This is a genomic window from Nonomuraea sp. NPDC003560, assembly GCF_042878785.1.
In the GTDB taxonomy this organism is placed as follows: domain Bacteria; phylum Actinomycetota; class Actinomycetes; order Streptosporangiales; family Streptosporangiaceae; genus Nonomuraea.
This window is the reverse complement of the sequence record NZ_JBIAOF010000010.1, coordinates 435,305-456,376: the sequence shown is the minus strand read 5'-3', so window position 1 is coordinate 456,376 and position 21,072 is coordinate 435,305. Positions and strand designations below refer to the sequence as shown.

Annotated in this window: 20 protein-coding genes; 11 read left to right on the top strand and 9 right to left on the bottom strand. The window is 74.1% G+C overall.

The window, feature by feature from the left end; translation table 11 throughout:
• Positions 1-46: 46 nt before the first annotated feature.
• The gene (locus ACFYUV_RS35515; RefSeq protein WP_387676613.1) at positions 47-1,378 is read right to left on the bottom strand and encodes an MFS transporter; all 1,332 of its coding nucleotides are present in this window, start codon (positions 1,376-1,378) and stop codon (positions 47-49) included.
• A 109-nt stretch (positions 1,379-1,487) separates the two neighbouring features.
• Here ACFYUV_RS35515 and ACFYUV_RS35510 point away from each other — a divergent pair, with 109 nt between their 5' ends.
• The gene (locus ACFYUV_RS35510) at positions 1,488-1,733 is read left to right on the top strand and encodes a hypothetical protein (RefSeq protein WP_387676610.1); all 246 of its coding nucleotides are present in this window, start codon (positions 1,488-1,490) and stop codon (positions 1,731-1,733) included.
• A gap of 109 nt (positions 1,734-1,842) precedes the next feature.
• Here ACFYUV_RS35510 and ACFYUV_RS35505 read toward each other — a convergent pair whose 3' ends face one another.
• On the bottom strand, positions 1,843-2,430 hold the full coding sequence (locus ACFYUV_RS35505) for a TetR/AcrR family transcriptional regulator (RefSeq protein WP_387676607.1): 588 nt from the start codon (positions 2,428-2,430) through the stop codon (positions 1,843-1,845).
• A 66-nt stretch (positions 2,431-2,496) separates the two neighbouring features.
• Here ACFYUV_RS35505 and ACFYUV_RS35500 point away from each other — a divergent pair, with 66 nt between their 5' ends.
• From ACFYUV_RS35500 to ACFYUV_RS35490, 3 genes are read left to right on the top strand one after another with little or no spacing between them, the layout of a single operon-like run.
• Positions 2,497-4,380: an ABC transporter ATP-binding protein gene (locus tag ACFYUV_RS35500; RefSeq protein ID WP_387676604.1), complete on the top strand. Its 1,884-nt coding sequence runs from the start codon at positions 2,497-2,499 to the stop codon at positions 4,378-4,380.
• A complete protein-coding gene (locus ACFYUV_RS35495; RefSeq protein WP_387676601.1) occupies positions 4,377-6,098 on the top strand; it encodes an ABC transporter ATP-binding protein in 1,722 nt (573 codons plus the stop codon). Before ACFYUV_RS35500 ends, ACFYUV_RS35495 begins: the two co-directional genes overlap by 4 nt.
• Positions 6,099-6,130: 32 nt before the next feature.
• Positions 6,131-6,880, top strand: coding sequence for a class I SAM-dependent methyltransferase (locus tag ACFYUV_RS35490; protein ID WP_387676598.1), 750 nt, complete (start codon positions 6,131-6,133; stop codon positions 6,878-6,880).
• A 126-nt stretch (positions 6,881-7,006) separates the two neighbouring features.
• Here the strand turns inward: ACFYUV_RS35490 and ACFYUV_RS35485 are convergent, their stop codons facing one another.
• Positions 7,007-7,597 (bottom strand): D-alanyl-D-alanine carboxypeptidase family protein, encoded by a 591-nt coding sequence (locus ACFYUV_RS35485; protein WP_387676595.1) that lies wholly within the window; start codon positions 7,595-7,597, stop codon positions 7,007-7,009.
• 87 nt (positions 7,598-7,684) lie between these two features.
• Between ACFYUV_RS35485 and ACFYUV_RS35480 the strand changes: the two genes are divergently transcribed.
• Both ACFYUV_RS35480 and ACFYUV_RS35475 read left to right on the top strand, forming a co-directional pair.
• A complete protein-coding gene (locus ACFYUV_RS35480) occupies positions 7,685-8,380 on the top strand; it encodes a response regulator transcription factor (RefSeq protein ID WP_387676592.1) in 696 nt (231 codons plus the stop codon).
• Positions 8,373-9,488, top strand: coding sequence for a sensor histidine kinase (locus tag ACFYUV_RS35475; protein WP_387676589.1), 1,116 nt, complete (start codon positions 8,373-8,375; stop codon positions 9,486-9,488). Before ACFYUV_RS35480 ends, ACFYUV_RS35475 begins: the two co-directional genes overlap by 8 nt.
• Here ACFYUV_RS35475 and ACFYUV_RS35470 read toward each other — a convergent pair.
• A complete protein-coding gene (locus ACFYUV_RS35470; protein ID WP_358301560.1) occupies positions 9,448-10,269 on the bottom strand; it encodes a helix-turn-helix domain-containing protein in 822 nt (273 codons plus the stop codon). The genes ACFYUV_RS35475 and ACFYUV_RS35470 overlap by 41 nt on opposite strands.
• 101 nt (positions 10,270-10,370) lie before the next feature.
• On the opposite strand from ACFYUV_RS35470, the gene ACFYUV_RS35465 reads away from it, so the two are divergent.
• Positions 10,371-11,195: a phytanoyl-CoA dioxygenase family protein gene (locus tag ACFYUV_RS35465; RefSeq protein ID WP_387676585.1), complete on the top strand. Its 825-nt coding sequence runs from the start codon at positions 10,371-10,373 to the stop codon at positions 11,193-11,195.
• Positions 11,196-11,236: 41 nt separating this feature from the next.
• Positions 11,237-12,013 (top strand): hypothetical protein, encoded by a 777-nt coding sequence (locus ACFYUV_RS35460; RefSeq protein ID WP_387676582.1) that lies wholly within the window; start codon positions 11,237-11,239, stop codon positions 12,011-12,013.
• 41 nt (positions 12,014-12,054) lie between these two features.
• On the opposite strand, the gene ACFYUV_RS35455 is transcribed toward ACFYUV_RS35460, so the two are convergent.
• From ACFYUV_RS35455 to ACFYUV_RS35445, 3 genes are all read right to left on the bottom strand, one after another.
• Positions 12,055-14,547 (bottom strand): hypothetical protein, encoded by a 2,493-nt coding sequence (locus ACFYUV_RS35455; protein WP_387676579.1) that lies wholly within the window; start codon positions 14,545-14,547, stop codon positions 12,055-12,057.
• A 70-nt stretch (positions 14,548-14,617) separates the two neighbouring features.
• The gene (locus ACFYUV_RS35450) at positions 14,618-15,223 is read right to left on the bottom strand and encodes a cysteine hydrolase (RefSeq protein ID WP_387676576.1); all 606 of its coding nucleotides are present in this window, start codon (positions 15,221-15,223) and stop codon (positions 14,618-14,620) included.
• A gap of 26 nt (positions 15,224-15,249) precedes the next feature.
• Positions 15,250-16,491, bottom strand: a complete 1,242-nt coding sequence (locus ACFYUV_RS35445; protein WP_387676573.1) for an MFS transporter — start codon at positions 16,489-16,491, stop codon at positions 15,250-15,252.
• A 136-nt stretch (positions 16,492-16,627) separates the two neighbouring features.
• On the opposite strand from ACFYUV_RS35445, the gene ACFYUV_RS35440 reads away from it, so the two are divergent.
• From ACFYUV_RS35440 to ACFYUV_RS35430, 3 genes are all read left to right on the top strand, one after another.
• Complete coding sequence (locus tag ACFYUV_RS35440) at positions 16,628-17,578, top strand: LysR family transcriptional regulator (RefSeq protein ID WP_387676570.1); 951 nt, start codon at positions 16,628-16,630, stop codon at positions 17,576-17,578.
• A gap of 421 nt (positions 17,579-17,999) precedes the next feature.
• The gene (locus ACFYUV_RS35435) at positions 18,000-18,602 is read left to right on the top strand and encodes a cadmium resistance transporter (protein WP_387676567.1); all 603 of its coding nucleotides are present in this window, start codon (positions 18,000-18,002) and stop codon (positions 18,600-18,602) included.
• Positions 18,603-18,723: 121 nt separating this feature from the next.
• Positions 18,724-19,377 (top strand): hypothetical protein, encoded by a 654-nt coding sequence (locus ACFYUV_RS35430; RefSeq protein WP_387676564.1) that lies wholly within the window; start codon positions 18,724-18,726, stop codon positions 19,375-19,377.
• On the opposite strand, the gene ACFYUV_RS35425 is transcribed toward ACFYUV_RS35430, so the two are convergent.
• Together ACFYUV_RS35425 and ACFYUV_RS35420 are read right to left on the bottom strand one after the other, a co-directional pair.
• Positions 19,374-20,135, bottom strand: coding sequence for a hypothetical protein (locus ACFYUV_RS35425; protein WP_387676561.1), 762 nt, complete (start codon positions 20,133-20,135; stop codon positions 19,374-19,376). The genes ACFYUV_RS35430 and ACFYUV_RS35425 overlap by 4 nt on opposite strands.
• Positions 20,136-20,145: 10 nt before the next feature.
• Positions 20,146-20,940 carry a hypothetical protein gene (locus ACFYUV_RS35420; RefSeq protein WP_387676558.1) on the bottom strand — a complete coding sequence of 265 codons (795 nt, stop codon included), beginning with the start codon at positions 20,938-20,940 and terminating at the stop codon, positions 20,146-20,148.
• Positions 20,941-21,072: the final 132 nt, after the last annotated feature.

Genomic DNA, 21,072 nt, shown 5'->3' with positions numbered 1-21,072 from the left:
AGAAGGTGCTGGCGATCTGGAACATCTCCGACACCTCCAACGCCTTCTACTCCTGCATCGACCTGCAGATCGGCGGCGGCGGCCAGCCGACCCCCCCCCCCCCCCCCCCCCCCCCCCCCCCCCCCCCCCCCCCCCCCCCCCCCCCCCCCCCCCCCCGGCGGGGGGGGGGGGGGCGGGCCCCCCCCCCCCCCCGCGCCTCGCGGACGAAGCACAGCGCCACCGCGCCCGCCACCGGCCCGGCGGCCAGGGTGGCGAACGCGGCGGAGAAGGAGCCGCCGGCCTGGTAGACCGCCCCCACGACGACCGGCACGGTCACGCTGCCCAGTTGCGCCACCGCGTTCGTCGCGCCCGCCGCCGAGCCGGCCAGCGCCGTCCCCGACAGGCCGGGCACCATGGCGATCAGCAACGGCGAGTACAGGTAGGCGCCCAGCCCCGCGAACCCGGCCGTCACCAGGAACGCCGTCTCCGTCTCCATGCGCCCGAACAGCAGCAGGCAGCCGGCGAAGGCCACCAGCACGGCGACCGCCGGGCGTTTGCGCCCCCGTCCGGCCAGGTCGGTGGCCAGGCCGATGACCGGTTTGCCCACCGCGCCCGCCGCCGCGAACACCACGACGACCGTCCCGGCCGCCACCGGGTCGAGCCCGTGCCCCTTCACCATGAGGGTGTTGGACCAGGTCACGAAGCCGTACGTGCCCCACAGCCCGCCGAAGCCGGCCAGGCCGATCAGCAGCAGGTCGCGGTCGCGGGCCAGGCCGCGCAGCGACGGGCGCGCGGCCGGCGGCTCGCGCCGGTCGCGCAGCAGTGTCAGGCACACCAGCGCGAGCCCCATCGACACGATCCCGAACAGGTGGTACGAGGCCCGCCAGTCGTACCACTGGATCAGCCGGGGCACGAGCACGTTGGCGATCATCGTGCCGAGCGACGAGGCCATGGTGAACACGCCCATGGCCAGCCCGCGCTCCCGCTCGCCGAACCAGGACGCGATGAGCTTGACGCCCGCCGCGAAGTCGGCCCCCGCGCAGAGCCCGATCAGCGCCTGCACCGCGATCCCGGCCCCGGCGGACGGCACGGACCCGAACGCGATCATGAAGCCGCCCGCCGTGAACAGCGACCCCGACAACACGACCCGGCTGCCGATCCGGTCGCCGAGCAGCCCGCCGCCGATGTTGGACAGCACGTAACCGACGTAGTACGCCGTCGCGAACGCCCCCAGCCCCGCCAGCGACACCCCCAGCGCCTCGCCCGCCTGCAGCGACGCCGGCCCCCAGGTGGAACGGTCGACGGAGGTCATGGTGAGCGAGGCCCAGCAGAGCAGCAGCACGACCCACCGCCGCAGGGACCGGGGCTCGACCGACGGTGACAGTGCGTAATCGCTCACGTGCGACGACGCTACTGCCTCACCCCGCGCCTTGTGACTCTCTGTACTTGAGCCATGACAATCTGCTACTCTCGGCGGTCCTTCCAGACCACGTCGAGGGGACCTCGAAATGTTCAAGAGAAGACGCGGATCAGCCGGCCTCGCGATCGCCGCCGCCGCCGTGGCCGGCGTGCTGGCCTCCACCGTGCCGGCCGGGCCGGCCCGCGCGGCCGCCCCCGTCCCGCTGCCCCACCCCTACCCCGGTTTCGGCCCCGCCTGGCCGGCCCCGGCGGGCACGGCCCACGTCCACAACCCCGCCCAGGCCGCCCCCGGCGGTCAGGGCCCGCTGAACAAGATCGCCTCCGGGGTGTCGTGACCCCCGCACCGGCGCAGGCGCCGGGCGTCGGCGTACGGCGACGCCCGGCCCGTCCACTCCGCCGGGAACCCTCCGCCTGATCACCCGTAGGGCCGACGCGGCACGGGGATCAGGCGCCGGGCGCTCCCCCGGGCCCGTCGGCGAAGTGCCGCAGCACCATTTCGATCAGCGCGTCGACGTCGGACTCGACCATCGGCTCGCCGGTCATGCCCATCCGGTGGAGCAAGGTGCCGACGACGACGTCGATGTAGAGCAGGACGCGCTGCTCCGGCTCGCCGAGCGCCTCCTGGAGCGCCAGCCGGTACGGGTCCTGGAACCGGGTGGACAGGACCTCGCGCAGGGCCGGATCGCTGACGGCGTCGCTGAACACGCCCGCGAACGCGTCGCCCGTGCCCGGCTCGCTGATCTTCCCCGCGATCCAGCGGACGATCGAGGACATGATCTCGGCCCGGTCGGCGCCCTCCAGCGGCGCCGGGCCGAACGCGTCGACCAGGCAGTCGACGATCAGCTCGCCCTTCGTCGGCCAGCGCCGGTAGACCGTCGTCTTCGCCACACCGGCCGCGGCGGCGATGCGCTCGACGGTGGCCCGCGCGTAGCCGAGCTCGTGGACGGTGCGCAACGTGGCGGCGAACACCTCGGCGTTGACGCCGGTGCGCGGGCGACCGGGCGGTCTGGCGGAAGTGCTCGCTCGGGACATGCCTGAACGATATCCGATTGCGCTACCTTAAGTATCGATACTTCAGGTAGCGGAATTGGAGGACCCATGACCGGCAGCCGCGAAACGAGCCGGGGACACCGGCCGGCCCCCGAACCGCCCGAGGCCGTCCCCGAGCCGCCCGAGGCCGTCCCCGAGCCGCCCGGGGCCGTCCCGCCGCCGGAACCGGGTGCGGGCGGGCTGCTGCGTCCGCACGTCCCGGCGTTCGTCGCCGTCGTCGTGTCGCAGGTGATCGGCGCGGTCGCGGGCCTGGCGCCGCTGCTGGCGGTCGTCGAGGTGGGCCGCGTCCTGCTGTCGCCGGGCCCGGTGGACGCCGGGCGCGTCCGGGTCGCGGTGCTCGCGGGCGTGGCCGGGCTGTTCGTGCGGCTGCTGCTGACGGGCGCGTCGTCGGGGCTCGGACACGTGCTCGACGGCCGGGTGCAGCTGTCGTTACGGCGGCGGCTGGCGGACCGGCTCGGGCGCGTGCCGCTCGGCTGGTTGTCCACCCGCCGCACGGGCGAGCTGGCCAAGGTGGTGGGCGAGGACGTGAGCGCGGTGCATCCGTTCATCGCCCACGCCCCTGGCGACCTGGCCGCGGCGTTCGTGGTGCCGGCGGTGTCGCTGGTCTACCTGCTGACCGTCGACTGGCGGCTCACCCTGATCACGCTGATCCCGGTGGCGCTGGCCCTGGCGATGGTGCCGCTGATGATGCGGCCCGCGCGGCTGCGCGAGCAGGAGGAGTTCGACGCCGCCATGGGGCGCATCGCCAGTTCCGTCGTGGAGTTCGTGCAGGGCATCGCGGTGGTCAAGGCGTTCGGCGGCGCCGGGCGCGCCCACCAGGCTTTCCTGCGCGCCGCAGACGACTTCGCCGGCACCTTCGGCCGGTGGGCGCGCGGCATGTCGCTGGTCGCGGCGGGGATGCAGGTCGCGTTGTCGCCGCCTTTCGTGCTGCTGGTCGTGCTGGCCGGCGGCGCGGCCCTGATCACGGGCGGCGGCCTGGCCCCGGCCGACCTGCTGCCCTTCCTGCTGCTCGGGCTGGGCCTGACGGCCCCGGTCGCGGCGCTCGGCCACGGCTTCGACGACCTGCAGGCGGCCCGGCGCGCGGTCGGCCGGATCAAGGACGTGCTCGCGGTGCCGCCGCTGCCGGAGCCCGTCCGTCCGGTCGTGCCCCGGGGGCACCGGATCGAGCTGCGGGACGTGCGGTTCGGCTACGACGACGGCCGCGAGGTGCTGCGCGGGATCGACCTGGAGCTGGAGCCCGGCACGGTCACCGCGGTCGTCGGTCCGTCGGGCGGCGGGAAGTCCACGCTGGTGCGGCTGTTGCCGCGGTTCTTCGACCCGACGCACGGCTCGGTCGTCCTGGGCGGGGTCGATCTGCGCGAGATCGGCAGCCGGGAGCTCTACCGGCGGGTCTCCTTCGTCTTCCAGGACGTCCGCCTGCTGCGCGCGTCCGTCGCGGACAACATCGCGCTGGGCGTGCCGGACGCCGGCCGCGAGGAGATCGTGCGCGCCGCCCGGCTCGCGCACATCCACGACCGCGTCCTGGAACTGCCCCGCGGGTACGACACGGTGATCGGCGAGGACACCGGCCTGTCCGGCGGCGAGGCGCAGCGCATCTCGATCGCCCGCGCGCTGCTCGCCGCCACGCCCGTGCTGGTGCTCGACGAGGCCACCGCCTTCGCCGACCCGCAGACCGAGCAGGCGGTGCGCCGCGCCCTGGCGACCTTGGAGGGCGAGCGGACGATCCTGGTCATCGCCCACCGCCTGGAGACCGTCATCGACGCCGACATCGTCGCCGTCCTGGAGAACGGGACGATCGTCGAGCGCGGCAGGCCCGCCGACCTGCTGGCGCGGGACGGGCGGTTCGCCGCGTTCTGGCGGTCCCACCGATCAGCGCTCACCGACGAGACCGAAGCCCATGCCGCCGTGCCGCAAGGAGAACGATCCCGATGATCCGCATGTTGCTGCGCGTGCTGGGACACCGCTACGCCGGGCCCGCGCGCCGCACCGTGGCCCTGATGACGACGACCGCCGTGGCCGAGGGCCTGTCCTACGCGCTGCTGGTGCCCGTGCTGCGGGCGCTGTTCGGCGGCGCGCCCGCGGACGTCTGGCCCTGGCTGGCCGCGTTCGGGGCCGCGGTGGCGGTCTACGCCGGGCTGCGCTACACCAGCGACCTGGCCGGCATGCGGGTGGGGACGTCGATGTTGCGTGGCATGTACCACCGGCTCGGCGAGCACCTGGCCCGGCTCCCCCTCGGCTGGTACGACGCCGGCCGGGTGGGCGAGGTGTCCGTGATGGCCAGCCGCGGCCTGTTGCAGGCGATGGGCATCATCGCCCACCTGCTGGCGCCGTTCGTCTCCGCGCTGGTCACGCCGTTGACCATCGTCGCCGTGCTGTTCACCGTCGACTGGCGGGCGGGGCTGGCCGCGCTGGCCGCCGCGCCCGTGGTGGCGGCGGTCCAGAGCTGGACGGCACGCTCGACGGCGGCGGCCGACGCCGAGCGCCACGAGCGCGACAAGGAGGCCGCGGAGCGGGTCGTCGAGTTCCTCCAGACCCAGCCGGTGCTGCGGGCCGCGGGCCGCACCGGCGAACGGTTCGCGCTGCTCGACGACTCGCTGCGCGAGGTGCGGCGCGCCTCCCGCCGTACGGTGGTCTCGACGTTGCCCGGCGTGGTGGGGCTGGCGCTGGTGGTGCAGGCCGCGTTCAGCTCGATCCTGGCGCTGGGCGCCTACCTGGCGCTGGGCGGGGAGCTCGGCGTGCCGGAGGTCCTGGCGGTGCTCGTGCTGACCGCCCGCTGCGCGGACCCGCTGCTGTCGCTGTCGGAGGTCGGGGGCAAGCTGCGCGCCGCGCGGTCCGTGCTGGCCAGGCTGGACGCGGTGCTGCGCACCGAGCCGCTGCCGGAGCCGCGGGAACCGGTCGAGCCGGTACGCCACGACCTGGCGTTCGAATCGGTCGCCTTCCGGCACGGCGACCGCGCGGTGCTCGGCGACGTGTCGTTCTCCGTGCCCGAGGGGCAGCGGCTCGCCGTGGTCGGGCCGTCGGGGGCGGGCAAGAGCACTTTGCTGCAACTGCTGGCCCGCTTCCACGACGTGGACGCCGGCGCGGTCCGCGTGGGCGGCGTGGACGTGCGCGACATGAGCACCGAGACGCTGATGAGCCGGATCGCCGTCGTCTTCCAGGACGTCTACCTCTTCGACGGCACGATCGAGGACAACGTGCGGCTCGGCCGTCCGGACGCCGACGAGGCCGAGGTGCGGGCGGCGGCCACCGCGGCCCGGCTGGACGAGGTGGTCGAGCGGCTGCCCGGCGGCTGGGCGGCGAACGTCGGCGAGGGCGGGGCGCTGCTGTCCGGCGGTGAGCGTCAGCGCGTCTCGATCGCACGGGCGCTGCTGAAGGACGCCCCCGTCGTGCTGCTGGACGAGGTGACCTCCGCGCTGGACCCGGTGAACGAGGCGGCCGTCCACGAGGGCGTCGAGCGCCTGATGGCGGGGCGCACGGTGGTCATGGTCGCCCACCGCATGCGGACCGTCCGGCGCGCCGACCGCGTCGTCTTCCTCGACGGCGGCCGGATCGTGGAGGCGGGCGGCCACGACGAGCTGCTGCGCCGCGGCGGCCGGTACGCCGGATTCTGGCACGTCTCGACGGCCGTCCCGGACTCGATAATGGAGTGAACCTTCTGGATCATGTGCGTACTGTGACGAAGGTGGATCCAGCTGACTTCTACACCGGCCTCGTCGCGGAGCTCTACGGACCGCTGAAATCCGTCTCCCAGGACCCGGAGCCCTATGCCGCCTTCGTCGAGCGTACCGGCGTCCCCGCGCTGGAGCTGGGCTGCGGGGACGGCGATCCCCTGCTGGAGCTGCGCCGGCGCGGCCTGGAGGTCGACGGCGTCGACTCCTCGGCGGACATGCTGGCCCGGCTCCGGCGCCGGGCCGGCGAGCTGGACGTGTCCGTGACGCTGTTCCACCAGCGCATGGAGAGCCTGAGCCTGCCCCGCCGGTACCGGGCGATCTTCCTCGCCGGGCCGACCTTCACCCTGCTCCCCGACGACGCCACGGCGCTGGCCGCCCTGCGCGGCATCCGCGCCCACCTGGACGAGGGCGGCGTCGCGCTGGTGCCGCTGTTCACCCCCGACCCGGCCCCGGCCGACCAGATCGGCCGGGCGCGCACGGCCGTCGCCCCCGACGGCGGCGACCTGCGGGTGTCCGTCGTCTCCCAGCGACGCGACGAGACCGCCCGGACGCAGACGACCCTGCTGCGCTACGAACGCCACCACGGCCCGGACGTCACCGTCACCGAACGCCCGTGGGTCCTGCACTGGTACCCCCGCGAGGTGTTCGCGGAGCTGGCCGCGGCCGCCGGCCTGGCCGTGACCGCCGTCACCGACCCGGACGGCCACCCCGCCCCCGCCCACGCCACCGACCTGCACGTCCACCTCGAACCCGCCATCTGACCCGGCGGCGGCGCCGCGGAAGACGGTCGTAACGGGCTGCTGGTCGGCGCGGCCCTGGGCCTGGGCTACGACCTGGCGCTCTGGCGCGCCTGCCGCGGCGTGCCCCTGTCCTGAGGAGGACGCCGGTCAGCGCCGCAGCCTCGGGTCGCGGGCGGGGTCGGCGTACATGCGCGGACAGCCGCGGCCGGCGGCCGCCGGACGCAGTTCGTAGTGCCAGGGCTCGTTCCGGTAGATCTGGCACAGCCCGTACGCGGCGCCGTGCGCCGACAACCATCCGGCGGCGGCCGCCCCCAGGTCCACCGCCTCCCCCGACACGTGCAGCGACGTGTCCGGGGAGGCGACCCATCGGGCGGCCTCCCGCTCCGAGCCGTACCGGGCGACCGCCTCCCGGCGCAGCCGTTCCTGGTAGGCCGGGGAACGCCGGCCGCTGTTGACGACGAACTCGACGCCGTCGCCCGCGGCCTCGGCCGCCGCCCGGCGCAGGGCCCGGAGCAGGTCGGCGTCGAGGCCGGCGACGGCCGGGACCCCGTCGTCGAAGACCGTCACGCCCTCGGGCACGGCCCCCTCGGCCTCGTCGTACGCCGAGACGGTCAGGGACGTCACCGCCCGGTGGACGACGACGCCGGCCGCGAGCGTCCCGCCGAGGACGACGAGCGCGGCCACCAGGGCCGACCGGGTCCGGCGGGCTGCCGTTCGTGCTGGTCCGCTGGGTGTCATGCCGCCAGTCAAGGCAGCGGGCCGTTGCCGGCCCGTATGGGATTTTTCATATGCCGGCGATAGGCCCCGGGCCGTACGGTCAGGGGTATGCGGGTACTGATCGTCGAGGACGAGCCCTATCTGGCCGAAGCCGTCCGCGACGGCCTGCGCCTGGAAGCCATCGCCGCCGACATCGCCGGCGACGGGAACACCGCCCTGGAGCTGCTGAGCGTCAACGCCTACGACATCGCCGTCCTCGACCGCGACATCCCGGGCCCCTCGGGCGACGAGATCGCCGGGCACATCGTCGCCTCCGGCAGCGGCATGCCCATCCTCATGCTCACCGCCGCCGACCGGCTCGACGACAAGGCCAGCGGGTTCGAACTCGGCGCCGACGACTACCTCACCAAGCCCTTCGAGCTGCGCGAACTCGTGCTCCGCCTCAGAGCGCTCGACCGCAGGCGGGGCCACAGCAGGCCGCCGGTGCGCGAGATCGCGGGCCTGCGCCTCGACCCGTTCCGCCGCGAGGTCTTCCGCGACGGCCGCTACGTCGCGCTCACCCGCAAGCAGTTCGCCGTGCTCGAAGTCCTCGTCGCCGCCGAGGGCGGGGTCGTCAGCGCCGAGGAGCTCCTGGAGCGGGCATGGGACGAGAACGCCGACCCCTTCACCAACGCCGTCCGCATCACGGTCTCGTCCCTGCGCAAGCGCCTCGGCGAGCCCTGGGTGATCGCCACCGTGGCGGGGGTCGGCTACCGCATCGACACGGCGCCCGCCGCCGGGCGCGAGGGGGAGGATCGTGGGTAGGGCCCCCGGGCTGAGCGTGCGGCTCAAGCTCACCCTGAGCTACGCCGGGTTCCTCGTGGTCGCGGGCCTCGTGCCGCTCGGCGCCGTGGGGGTGTACTACATGCGCGGTCTGCCCGACGACGCCATCTACTCCACCGGCGACTTCATGGTCAACCGCTCGGCCATCCTGCGGTCGTTCGCCCCGGTCGCGGCTCTCGTGCTGGCGTTCCTGCTGGTGTTCGGGCTCGTGGGCGGGTGGCTGCTGGCCGGCCGGATGCTCGCGCCCCTGACCCGCATCACCGACGCCGCCCGCAGGGCCACCGGCGGCTCGCTCTCCCACCGCATCCGCCTGCCGGGCCGCGCGGACGAGCTGCGCGAGCTCGCCGACGCCTTCGACACCATGCTCGTACGGCTCGAAGCGCACGTCGCCGAGCAGCGGAGATTCGCCGCCAACGCCTCCCACGAGCTGCGCACCCCGCTCGCCGTCGCCCGGACGCTGCTCGACGTCGCCCGCACCGACCCCACCCGCGACCCCGCCGAGCTGATCGACCGCCTCCACCTGGTCAACACCCGGGCGATCGACCTCACCGAGGCGTTGCTCCTGCTCAGCCGGGCCGACCGGCGGTCCTTCCCGCGCGAGCGCGTCGACCTGTCGCTGATCGCGGAGGAGGCCGTCGAGACGCTGCTGCCCCTGGCCGAGCGGCGCGGCCTCGCCGTCGAGACCGCCGGAGACCTGGCCCCCGCCACCGGCTCACCCGCGCTGCTGCTCCAGATGACGACGAACCTCGTGCACAACGCGATCGTGCACAACCTCGCCGGACAGGGCACGGTGTGGGTCACGACCGCCGTGCACGCCGGGACGGTGACCCTCACCGTCGAGAACACCGGCGACGAGCTGCCCCCTGACGTGGTCCCCACGCTGGTGGAGCCGTTCCGGCGGGGCACCGACCGCGTCCGCGCCGACCACGCGGGGGTCGGGCTGGGCCTGGCGATCGTCGGCAGCATCGTGCGGGCGCACGACGGGACGCTCGACCTCGTCCCCCGCCCGTCCGGGGGCCTCCGCGTCACCGTGCGCCTCCCGGCGGACGTCACGGAGGGCACCCCCCGTCGGCGATCGCCCGCCGCCTGAACTCCGTGGGCGTCAGGCCGGTCGACTCGCCGAAGGCCCGGTAGAAGCTCGACCTCGTCTGGAAGCCGCTGGCGTGCGCGACCCGGTCGACGCCCCAGCCGGTGACCAGCAGCAACCGGCAGGCGTGGGCGACCCGCAGCCGGGTGACGTACTGCCAGACGGGCATGCCGAGGGCCCGCTTGAAGGCCAGGGCCGCGTAGGTGGGGTGCACCCCGGCGGCTTCGGCGATCTCCTCGACCGTCAGCCGCTCGGTGTAGCGGCGGGCGACGACGGCCAGCATCCGCTCGGCCGATCCGGCCGCCGCCGCCTCGGCGGGCGCCGTCTCGCGCGGCCCGCCGGTCAGGCGGGCCAGCCGGGCGTGCATCTCCAGCAGGCAGACCTCGGCCACGGCGGGGGCCGGCTCGTGGCGCAGCTCCCGGTCCCAGCGGCTCATGAGGAAACGGTCGTGCTCGCCCTCGGCGGCGGTGCCGTACAGGAACTCTCCCGACAGCGCCCGCTCGACCGCGCCGCGCAGCGGGTCGTGGCCGATGACGGCGCTCAGCGGGACGGTGGCCCAGAGGAAGTCCACGCCCTCGGCCGTGAGCAGCCGGTGCGGGTAGCCGCCCCAGAAGACGGCGAGCCGGCCGGGCGGCAGGTCCACCTCGCCGCCGACGGTCGCGTACCTGGCGGTGCCCGACAGGACGAGGTTGAACTCGACCTCGGGGTGGATGTGGGAGCGGGGCATGGGGCCCGACGTCACGTGGAACGCCTGCAGGCCGATGACCTGGGCGAGAGACTGCACACCTTGAGGATATGCGACATCTTGGATCTTCCGGGTGGATGACCGGAATGAGGTCGTCGCGGCAGAGTGGCGGCATCTCACCACACCCCGGAGGTTCCACCATGTCCGAGCTGGACGACTTCATGTTCGACCTCAACGGCTACCTGATCCTCAGGAACGCCGTGGACGCGGATCTGCTGCGGCGGCTCAACGAGGAGTTCGACGCCTTCCCCCGCCACCTGGCCAGGGGCGAGTGGTACCGGGGCGCCCAGCGCCGCGACTACACCCCCGAGACCGGCTTCGAGCTGCACCAGGCGGTGGCGGCGGGCCGGCCGTTCGAGGAGCTGGTCGACCACCCGAGCTGGTTCGACCTGGTCAGGCACTACGCGGGCGAGGAGGACAGCTACATCCCCGGCGTCTTCGTCGACGAGACGATCGCCTCGATCCGCGAGTCGGGCGGGCACCACCCCGTGCACTCCGGCGGCTACCGCACCGCGCTGCGCTGCGGCTACCGCTACGACCACGGCGTCTTCCGCTGCGGCCAGGTCAACATCATCCTCGCGCTGACCGACATCGGCGAGGGCGACGGCGCGACGATGGTGGTGCCGGGCTCGCACAAGTCGAACTTCCGGCACCCGCTGGGCGGCGACTACGCCAGGGGCGACCGCATGGACACCCTGCCGGGCGCGATCCCCGTCCACCTGGAGAAGGGCGACGCGCTGCTCTTCGTGGACGGGCTCATGCACGGCGGCTCCACCCGGACCAACCCCGGCGAGCGCCGCGTGGTCATCTACCGCTACGGCCCGGTATGGGCGGGCAGCAGGTACGGCTACGTCTACGACGAGTCCTGGCTCGGCGGCCTGACCGAGCAGCGTCGCAAGGTGCTCAACCCGGTCCCGCACGTCCACGTCGGCGACCCCTGCCCCGCGGAGCCCGGGGACAGGTGAGCGACGGTCACGCCCGCCCGCGGGTGTGCCAATCTGGAGGCGTGACTGTCGAGTGGTCGCGAGCCAATGCGCTCGCAGCCGTCAGGGCGCGGCTGCTGCGTCCTGGCGCCGTGACGGCGGGGTTCGCCGGGGTCGAGGTCGTGGCGGAGGGCGACGGCCTGCTGGTGGTCTTCCGCTGGCGGCGGGACCCGAACACGTACGCCCTGCGGATCGGGTTCCCGGCGGCGCCGGAGAGCGCGTGGACCGGCCTTCCGGTGTCCCCGGCCGGCGCGTGGGCCCGCAAGGTCGAGTTCCTCCTCATGGAGGAGCTCGACACCGGGCTGGTCCGCCGGAGCCGCCGGACGGTCCGCGACGGCCGGGTCCTGCTGGACACCCGCCACGCTCCGGGCGTCTGGCCGGCCGGATACTCCGTCGACGCGGTCCCCCTCGACGACGACGCGCCCGCCACCGATGCCGGGATCTGGCTGGCCAGGGCGGGGCTGGACGTCGGCGTCCCGCGGCGGCTGATCGCCGAGGCGAAGCTGGCCTGCTGGCTCCAGGCCTACGTCGACAACGACCGCGGGGAGCCCTTCGTCGGCCACGCCGCCGCGTCCTGGGAGAACGAGCGGCACACCATGGCCCGCCTCGACGTGGCGTATGTGCAGCCCGGCGTCCCGGCCGGGGTGCGCCGGACGCTGGCCCGCCTCGCGGTCCAAGAGGTGGCCGAGGCGGGCGCCCTGGGCGTCGTCACCGCGATCGACGTCCCCGAGCTGCGGGAGCTCGGGTTCGGCCCCGCGGACGACGGCGGCCTCGTCCTGCACACCAGGAGCAGTGCCTGATCCCGGAGTGACGGGCCCGCGCCCGAGGTCAGCGCACGGGCTCAGCGGCGGGGGCAGGCGAACTCGTCGTGCGGGCCCCAGGTGGTCTTCACGTCGCCGCCGTCGCGGCGGCCGCACTCCATGGCCACCACCGGCCCTTGGGGCGTGTCCCGGAGGATGAGGAACCTCTTGTCGGACGGCACGACGGTCACCGCGCCCGACGCGTTGCGGGGATCGCTCGGGTAGACGATCGTCCCCGTCGCGCCGCGCAGGCCGGCGTCGCCGCCGACGCCGAAGGAGGACAGGACCTGCACCGAGCCTCGCCCGCACCCCGCCGCCTTGTTGAGCTGGCAGACGGTGTTGACGGCCGTGGCCATGGTCATGAGGGCGTCGTAGGCGAGCGGCCCGCGCCAGTGGTCGTACCAGGCGTCGTGGCCGTAGGCGGCGGAGTAGCGGGCGAGGTACTCCCTGCCCATCTCGTTCGGCGGCCGGCTGGGGAGCGCGTGCGCCGAGTAGTACAGGGTGACGCCGTCGAACGACAGTTGCTGCGCGCGCGTCACCGTGGTGGTGACGTCGGCCCCGGCCAGCACGGTGAGGGCGCTCGGGCACGCGTTCTTGCCCTTGACGGTCTGCAGGAAGTCGCGCAGCCGCTGGGCCCGTCCCGGCCAGAGGACCAGGGTGCGCCGCGGGTCCTTGGCGACGATCGCGCAGGTCTCGTCGGCCAGCGCCGACAGGCTGTACACCGTCTTGCCGCCGGGCTGGGGGCTCTTGTTCGACGGCGAGAACCACAGCTGGGTGCTCGGCCGGAACTCGGCGGCGAAGTCGTCGCTGAGGGTCTTGCTGTAGTCGTCGTCGGGATCGCCGAGGATGACGGCCGAGGCGGCGGGGGCGCAGGTGCCGTCACCGGCGGGGATGACGCCGGCGTTCCTGACGAAGGCCGCGATGAGCCGGGCCTGTTCCGGATTGTCGTAGGAGACCTGGTGATAGAGCGGGTGCGACTGGAAGGTCTCCGAGGTGGCGCCGATGCCCAGCATGGGCAGGCCGCCGTCGCCGAGGATCCGCTGGGCCTCGATCGTCTCCTTCCGGCTCTCGCCCAGCCCGATCACGCCGAGCACCTTCCGGTCCGGCTGGGCCGCGATCCGGCGCGCCATCTCGGGCGCCTTCGCGTACCCGGCGCCGGCCTCCTCGACGTTCACCCGCACGAAGACGTTGCCGTCGTAGTTGCGCCGGCTGTGCGGGGTGGCCTCCGCCATGTCGTTCATCTTCTGCTGGGCCAGCCGGATCCCGCGCAGCTCGGGGAGCACGCCGTTGTACTCGGGATGCTCGAAGGCCGCGACGCCGGAGCCGAGGTACACCACGGTCTTGACGGTGTATCCCTGTTTCTCCTTGGCATCGACCCTGGCGTTCTCGGCCTCGATCCGCTGCTTGTCCGCGGCGTAGAGGCTCTGCGCCCCGGCGGCGTCCGGGACCGGCGCGGGCGGGCTCGCCGGGCCGGGCGCGGGCCGCGCGAGGCAGGAGGTGTCCGGCGGCCGGATCGGGGGCAGCCAGGGGATCGCGAGCACGGCCGCCAGCCCGACGGCGGCCAGGCCCTGCGCCACGGCCTCCGTCGCGGCGAGCGCGGGGCTGCCGAGCCGCACGGGGATCCTGCTCCGGCCCGCCAGGGCGGCGGCGTCGAGGCCGCCGGTCCCCTGGATGACGCCCTCCGCCGGGTCGAGGGCCGCCTCGCCGTCGAGAACGCTCGCCGCCCACCTGAGGTCCGGGCCCGGGGCCTCGGCGCCGGACTCGGGCGCGGCGATCACGACCGTGCGACGTACGCGGGTGTCCCGTACGGCAGCGGCGACGCGGTCGGTGAGCGCGGCGTCGCCGGTGACGAAGAGCACGAACCTGCTGCGGCGACGCCGCCGCCACGGTGACAGCCTGGGGGTGAAGGCGGCCTCCAGGTCGCACAGGAGCGCCCGGAGCAGGGCCCCCTCCTGTCGCTCCCGGTCGGGGCCCCACATGAGCCGGCCGGCTTCCGGGAAGAAGTCGGCCCTGTCATGCCCGATGTAGCCGGGGAACCAGGCGCGGGTCCGGCGGCGCCACGACCAGCGGAAAACTCCGCGGATCGCCCAGCCCGCCAGGATGAACAGGAGAACCTGGAAAAACAACGACAATCCGCCTACTTGGTTGGCACTCCGCACGAAATAGGCGAGATTTGGGTGAAGGTCGTGAAATGCCAGCTCTAGTGCGCCGGTTGCCCGTTCGCCATCCTTTATCGCGCTCAAGGCTCGATAACGGGGAAAACGTACTGTGCCCCAGCCGCGTGGCGTCGTGTTCCCCAGCTGGACGACGACCCCGTCCAGGCTGGTGGCCTCGTCGATCTCGGCGTGCGGGACGAGGGGCCGGCCGTCCGCCGTGCGCAGCCGGCGGGCGAGCGCCTTGACCACGACGCCGGGGGCGGCCGCCCGGGTGCCCTTGTAGATCTTCACGACGAGCGCCGGAGCGGCCCTGCGTGCCGTGACTCTTTCGTCGACCATCAAGGCGAACGCGTCGAAATCGCCGTTCAGGGGAGCCATGCACCCAGTATTGGGGGCACGGGCAATTCGGCCCGCCCGCGATACGAAAGTGAAATCGAACGGTTCGCGACTATCGGGTCTCGCGCAGGAGCGAATGCAGCCCGGCGGTGTCGACGACGTGGGCCGTTCTCGGGAACACGCCGGTCATCAGCGTCCGGTGGAGGTGCGGGTCCGGGTCGGCGACACCGTCCGACAGGACGTGCAGCCGGTAGTCGCGGTCGGCGGCGTCGGCGACGGTGGACAGGACGGCGCCGCCGGTGGTGAGCCCGGCGACGACCAGGGTGGTGATCCCGCGTTCCCGTAACCGCCGGTCGAGGTCCGTCGTGGACAGCGCGCCCACCCGGGTCTTGCGGACGACGAGGTCCCCGGGCTCGGGCGCGACCCGCCGGTGGAAGTCCGTGCCGGGGTCCTCGTGGTGCAGCAGGCGTCCGCGCCCGATGAGCGAGAACGTCGGGTTGGCGGCCGGGATCGCCGCCCAGTCGGCCTCGGTGAAGCCGAGCCGCACGTGGACGACGGCGGCGCCGTGCGCGCGCATGGCGGCGGCGGCGTCGGCCACCCGGGACAGCAGCGCCTCCTGGCCCGCCAGGCCGGGGAGCGAGGCGAGCACGCCCTGCTGGAGGTCCAGGACGAGCAGCGCGGACGTCCGGGGGTCGAGCTCGGGGGACGTGACGGTCATCGTTGTCTCCTTGGTGATGAGGGGATTCAGGCGTGGGGCGCCGGCACCGGCTCGGGAAGGGCCGCGGCGGCGCGCCGGGGAAGCAGCAGCGGGGTCGCCAGCACGAGCACGCCGGCCAGGCCGATGGCCGTACGGGGGCCGAGCAGGGCGCCCAGCGCCCCCCACGCGGCCGTCAGCAGCGCGGTCGACGCCTTGGTCGTCACCGACCAGGCCGACAGCGTGCGGGTGATCCGGTCGTTCGGGGTGCGTTCGAGGCGGTAGGTGGCCGAGACGGGGTTGAAGACGCCGCAGCAGAAGATGAGCCCGAGTTCGACGCCCATCACCAGCAGCAGCCCTCCGGTGCCGGGCCCCACGAAGGCCAGCCCGACCGGCCACACCGCGCGCAGCGTCCCGGTGACGACCAGGACGCGGTGCTGCCCGAACCGGGTGACCAGCGGACGGGCCAGCCGCGCCCCGAGCAGGCCGCCGATCGCGGGCACGGCGAAGGCGAGACCGTACTGCCACGAGGTGAACCCCAGCCGGCCGAGCATCAGGACGGCCAGCAGCGCGTCGGCGGCCATCAGCAGCCCGTTGAACAGGGCGGTGTTGAGGAACAGCGGGCGCAGCGCGGCGTCGGCGAGGATGTGCCGCCAGCCGTCGAGCAGGTCGCCGGCGCGCATGCGCGCGGGCTCCCGGCGTGCGGGGCGCGGCTCGCCGCCGCCCGCCGCGCGCACGCCCAGGGCCGACAGCAGGTAGCTGACCGCGTCGGCCACCACCGTCGCGACCGGGCCGAGGATCGCGATGGCGGCGCCGCCCAGCGGCGGCCCGACGATCGTGGTCGTCCAGGTCGTGGACTCCAGGCGGGCGTTCGCGACGAGCAGGTGCTCGCCCGGCAGCAGCGTCTTGAGGTACGCCCCGGAGGCGGCGCGGAAGGTGATGTCGGCCGCCGCCACCACGACCGAGACCAGCAGCAGCTGGACGAAGGTGAGCACGCCGAGCGCGAACGCGGCGGGGATCGTCAGCAGCGCCGCGAACCGCACCAGGTCCGCCGCGATCAGCACGGGCCGCTTGCGGCGGAACTCCACCCACGGGCCGAGCGGCACCGCCACGGCCGCGCCCACCGCCGCGCCCACGGCCGACAGCGCCGCGACCTCCGCCGGCCCGGCGTGCAGCACCTGGACGGCGATCAGCGGGAACGCGCCGAAGGCGAGCCACGTGCCGAGCGCGCTGGTGCCGTACGCCGCCCACAACCATCCGAACCGGCGGCCCAGCCGGTGCCCGTCCCTCATGTCCCCGACGCTCCTCGTCACTCGCCCGTACAACCGATACGCGATCGGGAGCATCCAATCGGGCCGGTGAGCAGGAGATCAAACAACCGGACGGCCCGATCCGCACAACCGATGGTTGTGTCCGTAAGGTGTGCGCATGGACCTCGACATCGTCCGGACCTTCGTCGCCGCCGCCGAGGCGGGGCAGTTCCAGGAGGCCGCCGCCGACCTGGCGGTCACCCAGCAGGCCGTCTCCAAGCGCATCGCCGCCCTGGAACGCGACCTCGGGGTGCGGCTGTTCACCCGCACCCCGCGCGGCACCACGCTCACCATCGACGGGCAGGCGTTCCTGCCGCACGCCCGCGAGCTGCTGCGGGTCGCCGAGCGCGCGGTCGCGTCCGTACGGGCGGGCAGCCGTCCGCTGCGGGTCGACGTGCTGGCCTCGCGCGGCGCGGGGTCGGGCCTGATGCGCGGCTTCCATCACGCGTACCCCGGCATCGACCTCGACGTGGTGATGTTGTCCGACATCGACGCGGCCGTCTCCGCCATCCGGTCCGGCACCATCGACGCCTCCTTCCGCGCCGTCGCCATGCCCGGCCGGCCCCTTCCCGACGACGTCGAGTCCGCCTGGGTCGTCGACGAGGCCCTCCAGCTCCTCACCGGCCCCGCCCACGCGCTGGCCGACGCCCGCTCGGTGACCCTCGACCAGCTCGCCGGACACCGGATCTGGATGCCCGGCCTCGCCCCCGGCACGGAGTGGACCGCCTTCTACGACGACCTGGTCGCCGAGTTCGGCCTCAGCATCGAGGCGACCGGCCCCAATTTCGGCTCCGACGTGCTCCTCGACACCATCGCCGACACCCCGGCCCTGGCCACGTTCATGGGCGACCGGACCCGGCTCGTCTGGCCCGCCGGTCACGGGCTGCGCCGCATCCCGGTCACCGGCCCCACGCCCGTCTACCCGCACTCCCTCCTGTGGCGCCGCGACAACCCGCACCCGGCGCTGGCCACCCTGCGCGCCCACCTCGCCGCCACGGCGGCCGAGCGCCAGGCCGGGACGTGGGCCCCGGCCTGGGCACGGGCGGGGAACGGCCGCCGGGCGGGCTGACCGCCCCCCTCGCCGGTCAGCCCTCCTGAGGGCCTTGGGTGACCCAGTAGTCCTGGAGCAGGGTGTTCTTGGGGCACCACTCCTCCGAGACGGACGTGCCCCCCACCATGGGCCCGGGGCGCTCCGGCTCGATCCCGCAGCGGATGTGGACCTGGTGCCAGTGCTGGTAGGTGCCGGCCGGGCAGACGGACCGCGCCCCGAACTGCTCGTACCTGATGACGCTGCCGCCGACGCGGTGGGTCTGCTCGGCCCGGCACGGCCCGTCGGCCGCCCGGAGGTCCGGCCCGGCGCGGTGTCCAACAGCACCTCGGCCGGACCCGGCCGGACCCGTCCGGTGCGGGACGCCGCATCGGCGGCTCTCAGGCCCGCCTGCGCCCCGATAGGGTCATCCGGGCATCTCCGGACAGAAGGACCCCCTCTGGTGAATCTGGGCATCATCGGGCAGGCCGCGGGGCTGTTCGCCGTCACCAACATCGACGACATCCTGATCCTGGCGTTGTTCTTCGCCCAGGGCGCGGGCAGGCGGGGCGTCGCCGTCCGGATCGTGGCGGGACAGTACCTGGGCTTCCTGGCCCTCGTGGCGGTGGCCGTGGCGGCGGGCTTCGGGGCGACCTTCCTTCCCGGGTCGCTGATCCCGTACCTGGGGCTGCTCCCCCTCGTCCTGGGCGTCAAGGCCGCCTGGCAGGCATGGCGGAACCGCCGCGACGGGGACGACGGCGACCCGGACGGCGAGCCGCCCGGCGGCCCGAGGACGCTGGAGGTCGCCGCGGTCACCTTCGCCAACGGCGGCGACAACATCGGCGTGTACGTGCCGGTCTTCGCCACCGCCGGACCGGGCGGCACCGGCGGGTACGTCGCCGTGTTCCTCGTCCTGGTCGGCGTGTGGTGCGCGGCCGGACGGCTCTTCGCCACCCGTCCGCTGGTCGCCCGCGCCCTGGGCCGGTGGGGGCACGTCCTGCTGCCCGTGGTCCTGATCGGCCTGGGCCTGCTCATCCTCGTCGAGGGCGGCGCCTTCGGCCTCTAGATCCGAGGAAACTTCGGCGCGGCCCGAACCAAGGGCCGGGCGGGGGCGTCCAACAAGATCACGGCATCGGAAGGGGGTGGCGGATGTTGATCCGCTCGGGCGGCGCCTCGGGGGCGCGGGCATGGTGACGCGCCGACGCGCAGCCCGTCCGGCACCGCGGATCGACGTGGCCCGCCTGCCCGAGGACGTCGTCGCGCTCGTCGACGCCCTCGAACCCGGCGAGAGCCTGGTCCTCACGCGGGACGGAGCGTCGATCGCGACGATCTCCAGCACCGTCGACGTGGTCCAGGGCGCCGTCGTCGGCCGCGGGGCGCCGGACGAGCCCGGCGATCCGCCGCCGGTCGACCACGACAGTGTGACGGTCGTGGCCACCGCGATGGAGCTGTCGAACGCCGCCCGGGTCGCGCTGTCCGACCGGCTCGGGGCCGACTACGTGGTGCTCGACATGCACGCCGCCCCGGCGACGGCCGACGTGCTGCTGGTGCCCGCCGGCAGCCCGCAACTGATCGCCGGGCTCCGGTCGATGTTCCCCAAGGCCCGCGTGGTCGTCACCGAGATCGAGGACCCGGAGCTCGGCGTCCGGTACCACGGCCCGGTCCGGCGGCTGCTCGACGCCGGCGCGGACGCGTACCTGCCGCCGGCGACCGTCCCGCTGCTGGCCAGGCAGCTCGGCCATGTCCTCGACCAGGGGCGCGAGCTCACCGGCGGGGCCACGGCACCGCTGCAGATCGCCCCGGCCCCGGCGGCGGACGGCGACCCGGAGGAGCAGGTCTAGCCGGGCGGCGGCTGGGACGGCGGCCCGAACAAGGTGGCGGTGTCGACGGTGGCGACGTCGCCCGAGCCCGTGCGCTTGGCTTTGCCGTCGGCGCCGATGAGCGGCAGGCGGTCCGGGAGCCTGCTCGGGTCGACCGCGCCCGTGCCGGTGATCCAGGACGGGCGCGGCGGCTGCGCCGGTGGCGTCTTCGCCTGGAGGCCGTACTTGGACGTGAGCCAGACGTTGCCGGAAGGCAGGGAGCCGCCGTACCACGAGCCGTTCCAGGCGTAACCGAAGCCCAGCGAGGCGTACCAGGCGGTGCCGCAGGGGGCGGGGTTGGAGCCGTAGCCGTCCCACATGTACCAGTCGGCGTGGCTGGTCACGTCGGGCGTGTAGCGGAAGCCGGAGTCCATGCCCGAGCAGGTGCCCCACTCCTGCCGGTCGAAGTTGTAGACGAGCACGATCAGCCGCACCGCGAGGTAGCCGGCGGGCAACGACCACTGGCGGCCGCACGGGATGGTGCCGGTCGGCACCCAGGTGTCCACCCAGGCCGACTTGTACGAGCCGGCGTCGATGCTGCTGAAGTCGCGCACCTCGGCGTGGACGCTGACACACAGGAAGTCGGAGCGGTAGACGTAGTCCTCGTTACTGGCCCGGCCGTCCTCGGCCTGCGCCGGGGCGACCGAGGTGCTCAGGACCAGGACGGTCGCGGCGACGGCGCTCAGGGCGCGGCGGGCCCGCCGGCCTGTCGTGCCGGGTGTCCGGGGGTGTCTTCGCATGATGTTCTCCTCAGCGGTGTGCGGGGGCTGTGGTGACCACGACGCCGGCCGGGAGCGGCCGTTGCGAACGGAGGAGCGCCGAGGGCGGCGTGGAGGGCAGGGCGAACACGTCCCGGACCGGCACGTACCCGGCGAGCCTCCTGCCGGAGGGGGAGGACGGCGCGGAGTCGTACACGGGGATCTGGCTGGGGGCGGCGGCCAGGTCGACGCTGCCGTCAGGGCGCACCCAGTCGGGCGGCGCCGGGCGCACCTGCTCCGCGGACCCGCGGGCCGCGTAGAACGGCCAGGCGAACCACATGTTGCCCGAGGGCAGCCAGCCGCCGTACCAGGCGCCGTTGTAGACGGCGCCGCCACTGTAGGTGGCGTACCAGGCGGTGCCGCAGGGCGGGAGCGGGGGGTTGCCGTCCCAGTTCCAGGTGATCCACATGCTCGACATGCTGACCTGGTTGAAGACCCATCCGCCGTTGATCGGTGACCGGCACTCGGCCCAGGACGCGGTGTCGAATCTGTAGAAGAGCAGCACCAGGGAGGCGGCCATGTTCATCGTGGGCCGTTCGAAGCTCCTGCCGCACTCCACCCACTGCTTCCAGATGGGGACGTACACGCGGGTCGTGCTGTCCACCGAGGTGACGGACGTGACGGCGCCGTTCGGGTTGCTGATGCTGGCGGTGGTGTTGACGCACAGGTCGCTGGACTTGTACACGAGACCGCTGTTGAGGACCTCGTCGGCCGAGGCGGTGCCGCCGACGGCGAGGAGCAGGAGCATGACGGCCGCGACGGCCGTCGATCTGCGGAGTGCGCGCATGCCGGAACCTCCACAAGGCAGGGGCGGCGGGCCCCTCGGACGCCGGGGCGGGCCGTTCGCTGCCATGGTCGAGGCGCGCCGGGGCGCGCACAATCTTTTCGGCGGGGCACCGAAGAGTTTCGCAGTCAAGCG

Coding starts and splice junctions, on each gene's coding strand:
- ACFYUV_RS35420 (WP_387676558.1), bottom strand. CDS start 20,940: ATGCGCGCACTCCGCAGATCGACGGCCGTCGCGGCCGTCATGCTCCTG.
- ACFYUV_RS35510 (WP_387676610.1), top strand. CDS start 1,488: ATGTTCAAGAGAAGACGCGGATCAGCCGGCCTCGCGATCGCCGCCGCC.
- ACFYUV_RS35505 (WP_387676607.1), bottom strand. CDS start 2,430: ATGTCCCGAGCGAGCACTTCCGCCAGACCGCCCGGTCGCCCGCGCACC.
- ACFYUV_RS35480 (WP_387676592.1), top strand. CDS start 7,685: ATGCGGGTACTGATCGTCGAGGACGAGCCCTATCTGGCCGAAGCCGTC.
- ACFYUV_RS35465 (WP_387676585.1), top strand. CDS start 10,371: ATGTCCGAGCTGGACGACTTCATGTTCGACCTCAACGGCTACCTGATC.
- ACFYUV_RS35425 (WP_387676561.1), bottom strand. CDS start 20,135: ATGCGAAGACACCCCCGGACACCCGGCACGACAGGCCGGCGGGCCCGC.
- ACFYUV_RS35485 (WP_387676595.1), bottom strand. CDS start 7,597: ATGACACCCAGCGGACCAGCACGAACGGCAGCCCGCCGGACCCGGTCG.
- ACFYUV_RS35445 (WP_387676573.1), bottom strand. CDS start 16,491: ATGAGGGACGGGCACCGGCTGGGCCGCCGGTTCGGATGGTTGTGGGCG.
- ACFYUV_RS35500 (WP_387676604.1), top strand. CDS start 2,497: ATGACCGGCAGCCGCGAAACGAGCCGGGGACACCGGCCGGCCCCCGAA.
- ACFYUV_RS35430 (WP_387676564.1), top strand. CDS start 18,724: ATGGTGACGCGCCGACGCGCAGCCCGTCCGGCACCGCGGATCGACGTG.
- ACFYUV_RS35455 (WP_387676579.1), bottom strand. CDS start 14,547: ATGGCTCCCCTGAACGGCGATTTCGACGCGTTCGCCTTGATGGTCGAC.
- ACFYUV_RS35495 (WP_387676601.1), top strand. CDS start 4,377: ATGATCCGCATGTTGCTGCGCGTGCTGGGACACCGCTACGCCGGGCCC.
- ACFYUV_RS35450 (WP_387676576.1), bottom strand. CDS start 15,223: ATGACCGTCACGTCCCCCGAGCTCGACCCCCGGACGTCCGCGCTGCTC.
- ACFYUV_RS35440 (WP_387676570.1), top strand. CDS start 16,628: ATGGACCTCGACATCGTCCGGACCTTCGTCGCCGCCGCCGAGGCGGGG.